The sequence below is a fragment of the Rhodopseudomonas palustris genome (assembly GCF_013415845.1).
Taxonomy (GTDB): domain Bacteria; phylum Pseudomonadota; class Alphaproteobacteria; order Rhizobiales; family Xanthobacteraceae; genus Rhodopseudomonas; species Rhodopseudomonas palustris_F.
Map to the genome: position 1 here is coordinate 4,423,813 of NZ_CP058907.1, position 16,640 is coordinate 4,440,452.

At 62.8% G+C, this 16,640-nt stretch carries 9 protein-coding genes; 4 read left to right on the forward strand and 5 right to left on the reverse strand.

Annotated elements, in window-relative coordinates; all coding sequences use genetic code 11:
• Positions 1-254: 254 nt before the first annotated feature.
• On the forward strand, positions 255-6,215 hold the full coding sequence (locus HZF03_RS20175) for a DUF3320 domain-containing protein (protein WP_119018108.1): 5,961 nt from the start codon (positions 255-257) through the stop codon (positions 6,213-6,215).
• Positions 6,216-6,221: 6 nt separating this feature from the next.
• Here HZF03_RS20175 and HZF03_RS20180 read toward each other — a convergent pair whose 3' ends face one another.
• Complete coding sequence (locus HZF03_RS20180; protein WP_119018109.1) at positions 6,222-7,259, reverse strand: sensor domain-containing diguanylate cyclase; 1,038 nt, start codon at positions 7,257-7,259, stop codon at positions 6,222-6,224.
• 315 nt (positions 7,260-7,574) lie between these two features.
• Here HZF03_RS20180 and HZF03_RS20185 point away from each other — a divergent pair, with 315 nt between their 5' ends.
• On the forward strand, positions 7,575-8,033 hold the full coding sequence (locus tag HZF03_RS20185) for a hypothetical protein (protein ID WP_119018110.1): 459 nt from the start codon (positions 7,575-7,577) through the stop codon (positions 8,031-8,033).
• Between the two features lie 39 nt (positions 8,034-8,072).
• On the opposite strand, the gene HZF03_RS20190 is transcribed toward HZF03_RS20185, so the two are convergent.
• The 4 genes from HZF03_RS20190 to HZF03_RS20205 form a co-directional block, all read right to left on the reverse strand.
• Positions 8,073-8,783 carry a Crp/Fnr family transcriptional regulator gene (locus HZF03_RS20190; protein WP_234906863.1) on the reverse strand — a complete coding sequence of 237 codons (711 nt, stop codon included), beginning with the start codon at positions 8,781-8,783 and terminating at the stop codon, positions 8,073-8,075.
• A 146-nt stretch (positions 8,784-8,929) separates the two neighbouring features.
• A complete protein-coding gene (locus HZF03_RS20195; RefSeq protein WP_011159533.1) occupies positions 8,930-9,466 on the reverse strand; it encodes a hypothetical protein in 537 nt (178 codons plus the stop codon).
• 2 nt (positions 9,467-9,468) lie between these two features.
• Positions 9,469-9,702, reverse strand: a complete 234-nt coding sequence (locus tag HZF03_RS20200) for a PqqD family protein (RefSeq protein ID WP_012497333.1) — start codon at positions 9,700-9,702, stop codon at positions 9,469-9,471.
• A gap of 4 nt (positions 9,703-9,706) precedes the next feature.
• A complete protein-coding gene (locus tag HZF03_RS20205; protein WP_119018112.1) occupies positions 9,707-10,750 on the reverse strand; it encodes a radical SAM protein in 1,044 nt (347 codons plus the stop codon).
• Positions 10,751-10,872: 122 nt separating this feature from the next.
• On the opposite strand from HZF03_RS20205, the gene HZF03_RS20210 reads away from it, so the two are divergent.
• Positions 10,873-14,190 carry an adenylate/guanylate cyclase domain-containing protein gene (locus HZF03_RS20210; RefSeq protein WP_119018113.1) on the forward strand — a complete coding sequence of 1,106 codons (3,318 nt, stop codon included), beginning with the start codon at positions 10,873-10,875 and terminating at the stop codon, positions 14,188-14,190.
• A 212-nt stretch (positions 14,191-14,402) separates the two neighbouring features.
• Positions 14,403-16,478, forward strand: coding sequence for a DEAD/DEAH box helicase (locus HZF03_RS20215; protein ID WP_119018121.1), 2,076 nt, complete (start codon positions 14,403-14,405; stop codon positions 16,476-16,478).
• Positions 16,479-16,640 lie beyond the last annotated feature (162 nt).

Genomic DNA, 16,640 nt, shown 5'->3' on the forward strand with positions numbered 1-16,640 from the left:
GGATTTGATTCGCTGCTATTAATGGCGGTTGAACAGCAGGAATAAGGGCGCGATCGCGCAAAAGCCCCAGCGACCGAGCGAGCGCAACGATCGGCAGACTGCGTCAGAGGGAGCCCCCTGGCCGCTCCGTCCGAAAGCTGTTCGGTAGCGGAATGCTCTGGAGAACCAATCTGACCTGTCGAAGACTGCACACTTCATGCTTGCGGATGAATTTTCAATGCCGCAATGATTGCAGTGAGGAGTGACGTTGGGTGATGAAGGCTGAAAGTGAATTCGCCGAACTTGCAGCTGACAGTGCGAGTTCGAGTGCGCAAGACCAAACCGTAAAGATCGAAGCCAATCTGGCTGAGAAATTCACCTTCGCCTCGCATCAGAATTCGATTCCCGTCCTCCGCGCGGTTGCGATCAGCAACGCGAGCCAAGAGCCGCTAGAGAGGCTGCGTCTGGAGCTGGTTTCTAGCCCCAAATTTCTGCGGCCAAAGACCTGGACGATCGACAGGATTTTCGCGGGCGACCGACATACGCTCAGCGACCGACGCGTGGATCTGGATCCCTCTTATCTGGCCGGCCTTGATGAAGCCGAGGCAGGTGACATCACCTTGCGGCTGCTGCAGGCAGATACCCTCATTGCTGAGGTCGTCCGTCCAGTGCGCCTGCTGGCCCGTGATGAATGGGGCGGCGTGTCTGACATGGCACAGCTCCTTCCGGCGTTTGTGATGCCGAACGACCCGACAATTCACAGGGTGCTGCGATCGGCAGCCGAACGCCTTGCCTCGCATGGCCACTCATCGGCCCTGGACGGCTACCAGAGCAACGATCCGAAGCGCGCCTACATGCTCGCGGCAGCAGTCTATTCGGCGATCGCGGCACTGGGACTGCACTACGCCGAGCCGCCTGCCAGTTTCGAGAAGCGCGGGCAGAAAGTGCGCGGACCGAGCAAACTGATCCAAGACCAGCTCGGGACTTGCCTTGACGTTACGCTTCTGTTCGCTGCGGCCCTAGAGGCCGTCGGTTTGAATCCTGTCACCGTCTTGCTCGACGGACATGCGTTTGTCGGTGTGTGGCTCGTTAAGCGCACCCTGCCGAAAACCATCGAAGACGATGTTAGCGAACTCCGCAAGGCAATCGCTGCCCGCGAGTTTATCGTGTTCGAAACGACCGGGGTCACGCACCGACCTGCGATGACGTTCGAACAAGCCAGGAAAATCGGCGAAGACAAACTCAAGGAAGAAGCGCTGCAGCCCTTCGTGGCCGCAGTCGACGTGGCGCGCTCGCGCTCGTCCGGCATCTTGCCATTGGCATCCCACACGCCGAGGACGGAGGCGGTGGTCGATGAGGAGGAGACGTCCGCCGAACTCCCTCTGCCCCCCGAACCAGACATTCTCTCGCCGGCCGACCAAATCGACGAGAAGCCGACCACGCCGGAGGGACGTATCGAGCGCTGGCGATCTCGGCTGCTCGATCTATCGCTCCGCAACCGCCTGCTGAATTTTTCCGAGGGCAAACGGGCGATCCCCTTTGTATGCCCCGATGTCGCCTATCTCGAAGATCGTCTGGCCGAGGGAGCTTCGATCAAGATCATTTCGCTGCCCCAACAGAATCCATTGGGCGATCGAGACGCCTCCCTGCATCGCGATCGGCGCGGCGACGACCTACATCGGACGTTCGCGGCTGAAGCGTTGAAGCGAGATGAACTCTCCTCCAAGCTCGAGCCCAAGGATCTGTCGGCCAGGCTGACCGATTTGTATCGTCAGGCTAAGAATGACCTGACCGAAGGTGGTACCAATACGCTTTATCTCGCTGTCGGAATCCTGAAATGGAAGAAGACGCCGGCCGACGAGAGAACCTATCGCGCACCGCTACTGTTGCTGCCGGTGAAGCTCGAACGCTCGGGCGCGTCCGATCGCTTCCGCCTGAAATTTCACGAAGACGAGCCACAGCTGAATGCGACCTTGCTGCAATTCTTGAAGCGGGATTTCGACGTCTCGCTTCCGGACTTTCGCGAAGGCCTTCCGAAGGACGACAAAGGCATCGATGTTTCGAAGGTGCTCGACAGCGTGCGCCGCACCGTGCGCGACGTCCCGGGCTTCGAAGTCGTCGACGACATTGCGCTGTCGACCTTCTCTTTCGCCAAATATCTAATGTGGAAGGATCTGACCGACCGCGTCGCGGCGCTGCGGCAGAATCGTGTCGTTAAACACCTGATCGATAATCCCGATCGGATACTCGACGGCGCTGACCAGCCATTTCCGGATGCAGCCGATATAGATCGGAAGTACGCCTCGGCCGATCTGGTGTTGCCACTTTCGGCGGACTCGTCTCAGATCGCCGCATGCCTCGCTGCCGCGCAGGGGCGGGACTTCGTCATCATCGGTCCGCCCGGCACCGGCAAGAGCCAAACGATCGCCAATATGATCGCGATGTGTCTGGCCGCAGGCAAGACCGTGCTGTTCGTCGCAGAGAAGACGGCGGCTCTCGACGTCGTGTATCGGCGTTTGCGGGAGCACCGGCTTGGCGACCACTGCCTTGAGCTGCATTCCAGCAAAGCGGATCGAAAGCACTTCTTCGGCCAATTGAAGAACTCGTGGGAGAAGCGCGCGGCCAATCGCGAAACCCAATGGGTCACGCTCAATCATCGGCTGCAGATCCGGCGCGACGAGCTGAACGCTTACGTCGATGCGCTGCATCGCCAGTCACCGAATGGACTGACACCGTACGCCGCGATCGGCATCGCGACTCTCGGACAAGACGACTATGCGCCGAAGTTCGAGTGGACAAGCAAGGACACCCACGACGCGAAGGCCTACGCGGAACTGCAAGACCTAGCCGGCGACCTCGGTCGGACTTATGCGGCCGTGACTGTCCGTCCCGTGCTCCGTCTGCTGCATGTTGAAGAATGGACCAATGCCTGGCAGGAAAAGCTGCTGACGGCAGCACGGGCTCTCGCGCGGGCCGCCACTGCAGCGCGTACGGCGCTAGCCGGGATCAGTCCCCGCCTCGGGCTCGATGGCTTACAGGACTGCCGTGCCGACGGCTTGAAATACTTCGCCGACCTCGCGCAGGATCTGATCGCAACCTCCGGCGAAAATCACACGATCATTCTGCATCGCGACTTCGCCGCGCTGGCCCGCGCACTGTCCGAGCTTGAAACAGCGATTTCTGCCTACCGCCATAGTGAAAGCGGCCTGTCGGTCCGCTACGCGCCCGACACCGTGGCACGCATTCCGATCGCCGAGATCGAGCGCGACTGGCATGAAGCGAAGGCAGCCATGTGGCCGAAGTCCTGGCTCGCGACGCGGCGCGTGAAACGGCTGCTCGGATCATACGCCGGAACCAAGACGACAGACCCCGCCACCGACATTGAACTGCTCCGGGATCTGCAAGCAAAGCTTCAATCGATCCAAAGCAATGCGATCGCCCAAGCCCCGCTGGCCTTCAACGGCCTCGATACCGACTGCAAGGCGCTGACAGACCATCTGGAAAAGGCGGAACGGCTACGGACCTCGCTGGTTCAGCTCGGTGAGTTTGCCGGCGATGTGCAAAAGGTCGCGGCCAGCATCGCCGCCAACCTGAAGGGACAGGTCAACCAGCCGCAGCTTTCGGCCGCCAGGGACTATCTGGCCCGCTACCAGGAATTGAAGGCTTGCATCGCCAACTTCGAAGAAGCGGCCGGTCTGCCGCTTGACCGCAACGACGATGACTTTCTCAGCACCGTCATTCGGCAGATGGACGAGATAGAACATGCCCGCACGTTATTCCGCGATTGGTCATCGTGGTGCTTGGTCCGCAAGCGCGCCATCGCACGCGGACTGGCTCCTCTGGTGCAAGCTATTGAGACCGGCGCCGTTCCGACCGACCGCAGCGTGTCGGCATTCAGGCTTGGCTACGCGCGCTGGTGGCTGCCGCTTGCGATCGACGATAGCGCAGAGCTCCGGAACTTCCGCCGCTTTGCACACGAAAATGCGGTCGAGGATTTCAACGCGGTCGATGACCTCGTCCGCGCCCACGCCAGCGATAAGATCGTCAGTGCTTTGGCGCATGGTCTTCCGTCCTCCGAGTCGGTGCCTCGGCAATCCGAACTGGGGCAGCTGCGGCATCAGATGGGCCTGAAGCGGCCAAGCCGTTCGATCCGCGAGATGATCTCCGCGATGCCGGAAAGTTTCGGCAAGCTCGCGCCGTGCGTGCTGATGTCACCGCTGTCGATCGCGCAGTATCTTCCACCCGATCAAGCGCTGTTCGACATCGTGATTTTCGACGAGGCATCACAGATCGCCACCTGGGACGCGGTCGGCGCGATCGCGCGCGGCCGGCAGACGATCATCGTGGGCGATCCCAAGCAATTGCCGCCGACGAGCTTCTTCGGTCGGGTCGACGATCAAGATGACAGCGTGCCTGAGTTCGATCGGGATCTCGAGAGTATCCTCGATGAAACGCGGGCTTCAGGGCTCCCTGTTCGGCACCTGCGGTGGCACTACCGAAGCCGCCATGAGTCCCTCATCGCGTTCTCCAACTGGCACTACTACGACAATCATCTCGTCACTTTCCCGAGCCCGGTGACGGAGGATCGCGCAGTCTCGCTGAACCTTGTTCCGACCGGAATCTACGATCGTGGCAAGAGCCGCACTAATCGTGAAGAAGCACGCGCAATCGTCACCGACATCCGAATCAAGCTGAAGAGCTGGCTCGGCTTGCCGGAGGCCGAGCGCCCAACTGTCGGTGTCATCACGTTCAATGCCCAGCAGCAGGCGTTGATTCAGGACCTGCTCGACGAGGTGTGCCGTGCGGATCCCGACCTTGAATGGTTCTTCTCCGACGACCGGATCGAGCCGGTGATCGTGAAGAATCTCGAGAACATCCAAGGCGATGAGCGCGACGTGATCTACTTCTCGATCACCTTCTGCCGCGATGCCGCCGGGAAGCTGCCGATGAATTTCGGCGCCATCAACAACGACGGCGGCGAACGGCGACTGAACGTGGCGGTCACGCGCGCCCGAAGTGAACTGAAAGTGTTCTCGGGCATCCGGGCCGACGACATCGATCTCGACCGCAGCAAAGCAATGGGCGTGCGTCATCTGAAGGCGTTTCTCGACTACGCGGCGCGTGGCGCGATCGCACTGCCCGCGCAGGACGAGGGATCGCTCGGAGAGACCGAGTCTCCATTCGAGCAGGCAGTGGCGATCGCGCTCGAAGCCCGCGGTTGGCAGGTGGTGACACAGGTCGGTGTATCCGGCTTCCGGATCGATCTTGGCATACGCCACCCCGATCATGCGGGGCTGTATCTCGCCGGCATCGAATGCGACGGCGCCACTTACCATAGTTCCGCGACGGCCCGGGACCGCGACAAGGTGCGCGAGCAGGTGCTGCGTGGTTTGGGCTGGAATATCCTGCGGATCTGGTCGACGGACTGGTGGTTCAACGCGACCGACGCGATCGAGCGTATCCATACAGCCTTGAACGATTTGTTGGCGGTAAGCCGCGCCGACCTAGGCAATACTGAATACGCCGGTGAATCGGCGGACGGCAGCACCGGCAGCTTTGCGGACGAGATCGACCTCTCGGTCGATATCTTCGACACACAACAGTCGGAGGGGCAGAAGAAAGACGGTGAGCCCCCCTGCGCCGCTGACGACGAAGCGGAGCCTTCGCCTTCGCCCGCGCAGCAGGTGAGCGAAGCTCGGATTGCGTCGGTCGGTCATGCCGCTAAAGAAAGCCGCACAACTTTCCGCATTGTCGATCTCTCCGGCTTCAAGACGGAGGCGGATCGCTTCTTCGAGTTTTCGTACCGTCCGACGATCGAGGCACTGATCGATGCCGTGATGACCGCCGAAGCTCCGGTGAGGGAGGACGCCCTCGCTCAGCGCATCGCACGGGCGCATGGCTGGCTGCGGACGGGCGCGCGCATTCGCGATCAGGTGTCACGTCACCTTGAGAACTACGAGCAGACGAACGAAACGCCCGGCTCGTTCCTGTGGCTGCCGGGCACGGTGACTGAACGCCTTACTTTTCGCAGGCCTCACGGCCCCGATCACCGCCGACCTCTGGCTGAAATCGCTCTCGCGGAATTGGTCGACTTTATCCTGGCGCACACGCATGCGCTCGACGAGGACGACCCGCCCCTGGTCTATGCCCGACTTCTGGATATCGAAAGACTGGCGGCTCCATCGCGGGAGCGGCTTCAGGAGGCGATCGAGAAAGCCCTAACACTGAAGGACTGACGCCACTCACCTCATCGTCGCCGCCTCGCAGCGCGGCGTGAGGGCTGGCACCAGGGTCGGTGCGGGGTCGTGGCAGGCGCGGCAGATGACGCGGTTGCGGCCGGCGTGTTTGGCATCGTACAGCGCCTGGTCGGCGGCTTTCATGAGATCCGAGACGTCCTTCATGCTCGGCAGCGCGGTTGCGACACCGATGCTGACGGTGGCGGGGATCGCGTGCGAGGCGACCACCAGCGCGTTGCCGGCGACCTCGCGGCGCAATCGCTCGGCGACGACTTCCGCCTGCGCCAGATCGGTTTCCGGCAGCAGCAGCGCGAACTCCTCGCCGCCGAGCCGCGCCAGCACGTCGCAATCCCGCTTGCAGTCGCGGGCCAGCCTGGCGAGATGCACGATCATCTCGTCGCCGACCTGATGACCGAAGCCGTCGTTGATCGCCTTGAAGTAATCGATGTCGATCATCAGGAACGACATCGGCCGCTCGTAGCGGCGGGCACGCGACCATTCGCGGTCGGCCAGCGTCAGGAAGTGACGGCGGTTGTACACGCCGGTCATCCCGTCGGTCGTCGCCAGACGCTCGAGCTCCTCGGCGTTACGCACGATGTCGGTGACGTCGCTGTAGATCAGCATCCGGCCGCCGCCGGGCAGCACCGCGAGATGACAGCGCAGCGCGGTGCCGTCGGTCATCGCCAGATCCATCGGCTTCGGATCGCCGGATTGCACCCAGGCCAGCCGCCGCGACACGTAGTCCTCGAGATTGACGGCGACCGCCTGCGCGGAGGCCGCCAGCATCTCGGCGTAGAGCGGACGGTTCTGCCGGATCTCCTCGGCGCTGTTGGCCCTGAACATCACATGCAGCACCGGATTACTGTAAACGGCGCGCAGCTCTTCATTGAGGATCAGCAGCCCGGCGTCGACATTGTCGAGCGCTGCATACAGCGTCTCCAGCGCCTGCCGGGCCTCGGCCAGCTCGCGCTGCAGCCCCGCGATCTCCGGCTCGTCCGGCGATCCCGCGCTGTGATGCGTTTCCTCAGGTCGTCTCTTGTGCATTGTCACGCCTCCGGGACGCGCCAGTGACTCACTTACACCACGGGTTGCACGGCAGCGGACAACAACTGATGAACTGCAAAGCAGCATTTCGGCCGCGTGGTTAATATACAATAAAGTTGGTGGCAGCAGCGCATCACCAACGGCGGCACATCGTCCGCGAGAAGCTCGACGTTAGATTCAATTACCAGCGATCAGATAATCGGCTCATGTCACCGATCCTTGATACCCCCAGGATCGACGGTGTGAACCAGTTCACAGCACTGCGTGCCGTCTCGAACTACAGTGAGCGAAGTAGCTGGTTCGGGAGCGAGCATCATGGATACGATCAGGCATTTGACGCAACTCATCGAGCGGATCGGTCTTGCCATGGCAGGGCTTGCTTGCGGCACATTCGTCTCGGCTTCGGTCGGTCATGCCGACATCGGCGTCCTTCAGTCCGAATGGGCGTCGCTCGCGATCGTGCTGGCAGGCGGGGTCGGCTTTGCCGCCGCGAGCGGACTTCAGTACGGCGAGAGACGACGCTCGGGAATCGATCCGGTTTGTCTGCTGTGCGCAACCGGCACGTTTCTGACCTCGGTCATGGCTTTGACATCGGTCGCCGTGCTCGTCATAGGCGCAGACCCTCCGGCCGTTTGGCTTTCCCTGCTTGCCGCCAGCTGGATCGGCGGAGTGGTCCTGCAGATCGCGGCGGCGGGGGTGGCGCGCTATGGTGAGGTTCGACCGCCTCGGCGGTCGAACCTTGTGGCGCCCAGTCAGCTTCGCGACGCCGCCTGAGGCCCGCCGGCTTCTCGTCCAAGAGACGACAAGCAACAATCAGCCTTCACCCGCAACCGCGTGGAGGGCGTCAGGCTGAACGATCTCCAACGTCTGCGGTCCAAGCCTGATCCACCCTTGCGAGGCCCAGCGCGCCAGCAGCTTGTTGACGCTTTCGCGCGACATGCCGGCCATCTCGCTGACCTGCTGCTGCGTCAGCTGGAGACGTAGCGGAGCCCGATCGGTGTCACGCTCTGCCAGCCGCATGATCGTGCCGGCGAGCCGGGCCGACATCGACTGCAGCATCAACCATTCGACCTGCTGGCTGGTCGCGCGAACCCGCCCACAGAGCAGAACGATGAGCTTCATCATCAGCTGCGGCTGCGTGTCGATCAGTTCGAAAAGATCTCGCCGCGCGATCGATAGCAGAACGGAGTCGCTGTGGGCGATGGCGTCCGTTGTCCGTGGCAGCCCATCCAGCACGGCCACCTCGCCGAAGACCTCGCCACTGCCGATCAGATTGAGCATCGCGGTGCGTCCATCGGTGGAACCCGAGCTCACCCGGATTGCGCCTTCGACCACGACAAACAGAGCATTCGCGTCGTCTCCCTTGAGGAAGACGGTTTCTCCGCGGCTGAACCTGACGAGACGGGCGGCGCGACAGAGCTGGTCGAGCGCTTCGGGCGCAAGATCCTGAAACAGCCGTTGGGCACGAACGACATCAGATGTCTTGGTCGACCTGCGGCCCAGGTTCGTTGTCATCGACGTCATCATTCTCTCGACGGGCCTCGGTCACCAACGAGACGTCAAGCCCGCTCCGCCTAGCACGCCACATCGCGAGGACCGCTCGCCGGCACCAGAGCGGAGCTCTACGCTCCGCTCTGCCATCCAGAATGGTTGTCACAATGCCAGCTGGATCACCCCAGCCGATCGGCGCAGCGGACCGGCTGATAGATCTGCTGACTATTTGCGGCACCGCGCTCACGATCGCGATAGCTCGACAGATCGTGGATCAGACGGGCAAAATCAGAGCCCGCGTGCATCGCATCGTTGAACGTCTGCAGCGCCGCCAGCGTCCGGAATGCCCAGATCGTGCGGTAGAGGCCACTGCCCTTCTCGCTCGTCGACGAAACGGCGTAGGTCCCGCGATAGGTGATCCCTTCCGGAGTCACATGGTCGAGTTTCTGCTCATTGGCAATCAGCCATTTCCGAAACTCGTCATGCTTGTTGAACGGAACATCGTAGCCCCATTCGATCACCAAAGCTCCCAGCAAGACACTGTCGTTCAGGAGACTCTCGATCTCCTGCTTGCCTTCACCATGCTTGAGCAGATCGCAAAACGGGAAGAATCCACCCGATCGAACCTCCGGCTCGATTGCCGCAACGGTCGGGGACACCAGCGTTTCGCCAGCGATCAAACTGGCAGCCAGTCCGGAAGACTCGATGTTGGCCATGATCAATCTCCTTGTTGTGTCAGTTCGATCAATCCCTGTTCCTGCAATCGTTGAAGTCCAGCTCTGAGGTGATTTCGTGCCTCCTCCTCCGGGTTCTTTGTCGCAACCTGTTCAACGTATTTTTGCTCGATCTGCTCGGCGGTGCTGCCGTCGCAGAGTTCGAGGATGAACCACGCGTTGAGATTCAGCATGAAGAGCTTCGGCGGATCCGGCCGAAACACTACGCAGCTCTTCATTTCCTTAAGTGGTCGCAGTCGGAGGTTTTGGGTGTGGTTGTAACAGCCATTCGGGTAGGACACGCAGGTCTACTCCCCTGTTCAGCACCTTGTCGAACGGATCGGGGGCGTCCCAAGCCCCGTGAAACGCATAGGCCGTCGCACGGCACCCCCCGTGCGAACCCTGGCTGGATGCACAACTCGGACAGCTATCCGTAACGCGCCCGGATCTCAGTTCCCGGTAAAGCGGATGCTCCCAGGTCTCCATGAACGAGACCCGCTTGATATTGCCGTAGTTGACGTACTCGCGCAGATAAGCGCAGCCGATCGAGTCTCCGAATGCATTCACCGCCGCCATCTGCCAGCAAGAATTACCGTCATTCGGATGCCACGACTGCATCAGCTTCATGCCGGAAGGCAGGCGAAGCGTATCGAGCGCCGCATGCATCTCGTCCAGGGACAGCGCAAACTCAGCCCAGCGATACTTCATCCGGCCAAGCGGATAAGGGCGCAAAACGCCGGCAGTTTTGACACCAAGCTCGTCGGCAAGATCGATGTAGCCTTGAAGATCGGCAACGTTCTTCCGGTTGAGGATGCACAGGGTCTGCACCTCGATGCCGGCCTGCAACATGGATCGGATCCCATCGCAGGCGCGAGCGTGGCTTCCGGACACGCCCGTAATTTCGTCATGCACCTGCGCCCGGGAGCTGAATAGGTCAACCAGCACGATGCCGACCCGGATGCCCCTCAGGTATCGCGCCGTCTGCGGCGTGATCAGCGTGCCGTTGGTCCGCACCTCCGTAAGAAAGCGACCCGAGGCCGACGCCAAAAACGGCAGGAAGTCCGGCCGATGAAACGGCTCACCGCCTTCGATGTAGAGATAGATGACGCCGAGTTCGGCAATCTCATCCAGAAAGCGTGACCACTCTTCACCGTTCAATTCCGAACCCGCCTTGGCAGGCGAGCAATCGGAATAACAGTGCTGACACGCGAGGTTGCAGGTCTCAGTAAAACAGATCGAGAGCTTCAGTGGCCTCTCGAGGGCAAATGGATTCTCGATTTGCGCCATGGCCGTGAACCATTTCGCTGTGAGATGAACGAATCTAAGCCCCTGTCGTCCAATGTTCGATCGTTAGAGATGGGAGTGAGCAAATCATACTATCGTCTAAATAGCAACGGACACTAATCAGTATGCGTTGCTCTGCCTGCGGCTTGTCGGCCCCGACGGAGGCGAGCTTCTGCCCACGATGTGGCGCAAAGCTCAGCCTGCATTGCCAGAGTTGCGGATTCCGAAGCCCACTCGGGTCGCATTTCTGTGGCGGCTGCGGCGCTTCACTGGTCGAGGCTTCTGGGCCGACCGTCACCAGCGCGTCAGGAGGTATTGCCGCCGATCGCGATCAGCGGCCCGAGCGGCGTCAGGTGACGATTCTGTTCGTCGATATGATCGGCTCGACCGAAATGTCGGTCCGTCTCGACGAAGAAGAATTCAAGGACATCATCTATCGCTACCGCGATATCTGCGCGAACGCGGTACGTCAGTTCGATGGCTGCATCGTCCGCTATATCGGCGACGGCATCCTTGTGTGTTTCGGTTTTCCCTTCGCCCATGAGGACGACCCGATCCGAGCCGCACGCGCCGGCCTTGCACTTCTCGATAATCTGCAACGCCTCAATTCCGAGCAAGAGACGAAGGCGATCCAGGTGCGGATGGGCATGCACACCGGCATCGTCATCGCGGGCGACCTCAGATCCTCGGACACTTTCGAGGCAATGGGGATTCTCGGCGAGACCCCCAATATCGCCTCGAGGGTGCAGAACCTCGCCGCCCCCGATCGTCTGGTGATCACCCTGGAAACCGCGCAACTCCTCGGCGAACGGTTCGACCTTATCGATCTCGGATTGCAGCAGGCGCGCGGCGTCGATGGTCCGTTGCATCTGTTCGAGGTCGCCGGGGAGCGGACTGAGGCGACCAGGGAACGGCCTCCTGCCAGCCACAAGATGATCGGTCGTCAGCAGGAACTGGCGCTGTTGCAGGACCGCTTCTTCCGCGCACAGGACGGTGAAGGCCAGGTGGTGCAGATCACCGCCGAAGCCGGCGCCGGCAAGACGAGGCTGGTGCGGGAATTCAAGGCACGCCTCGATCCAGCGGCGTTTCTGCCGATGACCTGCTACTGCTCGGCATACAGCCGCTCCAGCGCATTCTATCCGATCATCGAGATGATACGTCGCGTCGTGAAGCCTGATGGCGACGCAGACGCCGAGGCAATGTCGGCAAACCTGCAGCGCTCCTTCGTTGGCCTGGAAACGATCACTCCGGAGGCCACGGCGCTGGTTGCCGAGCTGCTCGAGTTGCCGGTATCCCCCGCGATCAAGGACATTCCGCCGGCCCGGCGGCGCGAGCTTCTGCTTGAGGTGCTGACGCAGTGGGTACTGAGACAGTCCGAGGACGTTCCTGTCATCCTCGTCGTCGAGGATCTGCATTGGGCAGACGCTTCCACCACCACCCTGCTTCGGCACATCGTGGGGCGGCTGTCGAATTGGCGGGTGATGGCCATTTTCACGTTCCGGCCCGAATTGACGGCCGAATGGCTGCTGGGATCGCAAGTGACAAGGCTGGGTCTGCGCCGCCTCTCCAAGAACGAGGCAAGAGCGCTGACCGCACAGATTGCCGACGCCTCGACCATGACGGCAGAGATCATCGCGTCGATCGTCGCCAAAACCGGCGGGATTCCGTTGTTCATCGAAGAGCTGACCAAAGCAGTTCTCGCCGGGGCTTCTTCCGCCGATCATGATCCGGCGCGATTGACGGCACTGGTCGACAGCATTCCATCCACGCTCCGGGGGTCGTTGGCCGCCAGACTCGACCGCCTTCAGATCGCAAAGCCGCTGGCGCAGGTCGCCGCGACGTTGGGCCGGACCTTCGACAGCAAAGTGTTGGCGGCCGTCACCGGAGAGAGTCAGCCCGCGCTCCGCGCGCAGCTCGATGAATTGCTGCGTCAGGGCTTCATCCATCAGCACGGAACGCAGGTTCAAGCCAAATACTCGTTCAAGCACGCACTGATTCAGGAAGCTGCCTACGACTCGCTGCTCAAGAGCGAGCGGCGATCGATGCATCGCAGGATCGCGGAAGTCATCTCCACGCAATTCGCCGACGTCGTCGCGGCGACTCCCGAGGTCCTGGCCGAACATTATGCGGCCGCAGAGCTCGCGGAATTGGCGATCGCGCATTGGGAAGCGGCCGGCAACAAGGCTGCCGAGCGTTCGGCCAATGTCGAGGCCGCCAGCCATTTCGCAAACGCCCTCGCGGTCCTTCGCCGAATGCCCGACACGACCGAGCGGGCGCGTCGGGAGTTATCGCTCGAGCTGCAGCGCGGCTCGCAACTTCTCGCCATCAAGGGGAATGCCGCCCCTCAGGTGGAGGAGGTGTTCACCCGCGCCTACCAACTCAGCTGGAGACTGGGCGAGCACCGGCTGCTGTTCAGGGCCCTCTACGGGCTGATGATGTTCTTCATCGTCCGAGGTCAGCTTGAGAAGGCGCATCAATGCGGGGTGCGCTTGATCGAACAGGCAGAACGCGCCGGCGACGATGGCCTTCAATTGCAGGCCAAGCGGCCGCTTGGCCTGACGCAGTTTTACCTCGGCCAGTTCAGCAGCGCGAAGGAGACCTTGAAACAGGCGCTCCAGCTATACGACCCCGATCGGCATCATCACCATCGGTTCGAATATGGCTCCGACCCGGCCGTCCTCGCGCAATGCAATCTCGCCTGGACCGAGTGGTTCGTCGGCTTACCAGATACTGCGATCGCAGACAGCGCACAGGCGATGGCGCGGGCGATCCAGCTCAACCATCCGCACAGCCTCGGATTTGCCCTCAGCTTCGAAGCCTCGATCAGGCAGAGCCGTGGTGAACCGAAGGAAGCGCTCCAGGCAGCCGAGCAGGCGATTCAGATCGGTCAGAGCTACCGCTTCCCCTACTGGAGCGCCTGGGGACGGATCTTGCGCGGCTGGGCCATCGGCAGGCTGGACCGTCCCGCATCAGGCGCGGCCGAAATCAAAGCCGGGCTGGAAGATTATCGCGCCACAGGCGCCGAGCTGATCCGGCCCTACGGCCTGATGTTGCTCGCAGAGACGCTCGGTACCGATGGCGCGCTCGAGGATGCCTTGGCCATGCTGAACGAAGCGCTCGACATCACCGAGACCAACAGGACGCTGTTTTGCGGGCCGGAGCTGTACCGGCTTCGCGGATCGTTGTTGCTGGCGGCGGATCCACACGACGATGCAGGCGACGAGAATCTCAAGAAGGCGGTCGATCTGGCACACGAGCTCGGGTCGCCAATGCTGGAATTGCGGGCCCTCGCCAGTCTCGTCTCGGCTTCACCGCACCGAGGCAGCTCGGCTCCGCTCCAGCGGCTCGAGCGGCTGCGCGATGCCATGACCGAAGGCTTCGCCACAGCCGATCTGGCCGAGGTCGCGCGCGTCATCAAACTCGCGGCAACGCATCGACGCTAGACGATCGGGGGCTGAAGGCGTCACCGGGGCGCCTTCGCGCGCGTTGGAACCGCGATGAGGAACCAATGGCGCCGCGACCAGTATTGGCCTAAAAGAGCCCGACCTCCCATTATCGGCGGCTTGTGCGACCGTGCATCGTCCAAGTCCCGCCGGTCGACCGATCCGGTCCCGGGATTTCCCATTCGGCGTGATCGCCCAGAAGGTTGTCGTTCGTGACATTTCCGACCAGTCCCCCGCCGCTCGCGCGAGCTTTGGCGGAGCGCAATTATCTACAGGCGACGCCGGTGCAGAGCGCTGTGCTGGCGCCGGACACCACCGGCCGCGACCTCCTGGTCTCGGCTCAGACCGGCTCTGGCAAGACCGTGGCTTATGGCCTCGCGATCGCGCGGGACCTGTTGGGCGACGCCGAGCAGTTTGCGCCCGCCGCAGCGCCGCTGGCACTGATCGTGGCGCCGACCCGCGAGCTGGCGCTGCAGGTGCATCGCGAGTTGAGCTGGCTGTATCGCCACGCCGGCGGGCGGATCGTCTCCTGCGTCGGCGGCATGGACCCGCGCCGCGAGCAGCGCGAGCTGGCAGACGGCGCCCACATCGTGGTCGGCACGCCGGGGCGGCTGTGCGACCATCTGCGCCGCAACCGGCTCGACGTCTCGCAGCTTAAAGCCGTGGTGCTCGACGAGGCCGACGAGATGCTCGATCTCGGCTTCCGCGAGGACATGGAGTTCATCCTCGAAACCACGCCGGAAACCCGCCGCACCCTGCTGTTCTCGGCGACGCTGCCGCGCGGCATCATCGCGCTGGCCAAGACCTATCAGCACGACGCAATGCGGATCGAGGTCGAAGGCGCCGAAGGCGGCCACGCCGACATCGAGTATCGCGCCATCCGCATCGCGCCGAATGACGTCGAGCACGCCGTCGTCAACGTGCTGCGCTACGTCGAATCCCCGACCGCGATCGTGTTCTGCAACACCCGCAGCGCGGTGAACCATCTGCAGACGGCGTTGCTGGAACGCGGCTTCGCCGTGGTGGCGCTGTCCGGCGAACTCACCCAGAACGAACGCACCGGCGCGCTCAACGCGCTGCGCGACGGCCGCGCGCGCGTCTGCGTCGCCACCGACGTCGCGGCGCGCGGCATCGATCTGCCGAACCTCGGCCTCGTCATTCACGCCGAGCTTCCGAACGACGCCGAAGTGATGCAGCATCGTTCGGGTCGCACCGGCCGTGCCGGCAACAAGGGCATCAGCGTCCTATTAGTTCCGCCGGCACGGCGGCGGCGCGCCGAGTTGCTGCTGCAGCTCGCCGGCATCGAGGCGAACTGGGGCACCGCGCCACAGGCCGACGAGATCCGCAGCCTCGATCAGCAGCGCATGCTGCAGGACCCGCTGTTCACCGAAGAGCCGACCGCCGAAGATCAGGCCCTGGCGCAGGCGCTGCTCGCCGAGCGCTCGCCCGAGCAGATCGCGGTCGCGCTGGCCAGGGTGGTGCGGGCCCGGATGCCGGCGCCCGAGGACATTCTCGATCCCGGCGAGCGGCCGGCCCGCGGCCGCGACGAACGTCCCGGCAAGACCGCGCGCGAACCGCGCGATCACGAGGCGCGCGACAAGGCTCCACGGTCTCGGTCGGCCAAGGCCGGCGAGAAACACGCGATCACGGGCGGCGTGTGGTTTCGCGCTGCAATCGGCAAGCGCAAGAACGCCGAAGCCCGCTGGCTGCTGCCGATGATCTGCCGCCGCGGCGGCATCACCCGGCAGGACATCGGCGCGATCCGCATCCTCGACACCACCACCGAATTCGAGATCTCGTCCGCCGCTGCCGACGCCTTCGCAGCGCAGATCAAGCGCCCCGATCACGACGACAACATCCGGATCGAGCCGCTGATCGGCGCCAAGCCGATCCCGCCGCGCGACGACAACCGCCCGCCGCGGCAGGACGCGGACCGCAAGCCTGATCGCGAGGCACGGCGCGCCAAGCGGCCGGCGTCGTGGTCGCCGCTGTCCGGCGAACCGCTGCCCGATCCCCGCGAACAGGACGCGCCGCGCCCCGGCAAGCGCGTGCCGCACGACGACGCTCCGCGCGGCGGCAAGCCGGCGCGGTTCAAAGACAAGGGATTCAAGACGCGCGGCGAGGACGCGTTCGAGGGCGATTTCAAAGCCAAGCCGTTCAAGACCGACGGCTTCAAGGCGGGCAAGGCGAAGGGCGACAAGCCGGCCTATGTCAGCAAGGCCCGCCGCGCCGATCCGTCGGCCAAGAACCCACCGTTCAAGAAGAAGGCGAAGAAGAAGTTTCGCTGAACAGTGACGCCACCTCGGCAAGACGGCGACCACACGACCACTCCGATCGTTCCTCGTCATGGCCGGGCTTTGTCCCGGCCATCCACGTCTTTGTCGCGCGGCGTCGCTGCAAAAACGTCGATGCCCGGCACAAGGCCGGGCATGACGCGTTGCTAATGGTGG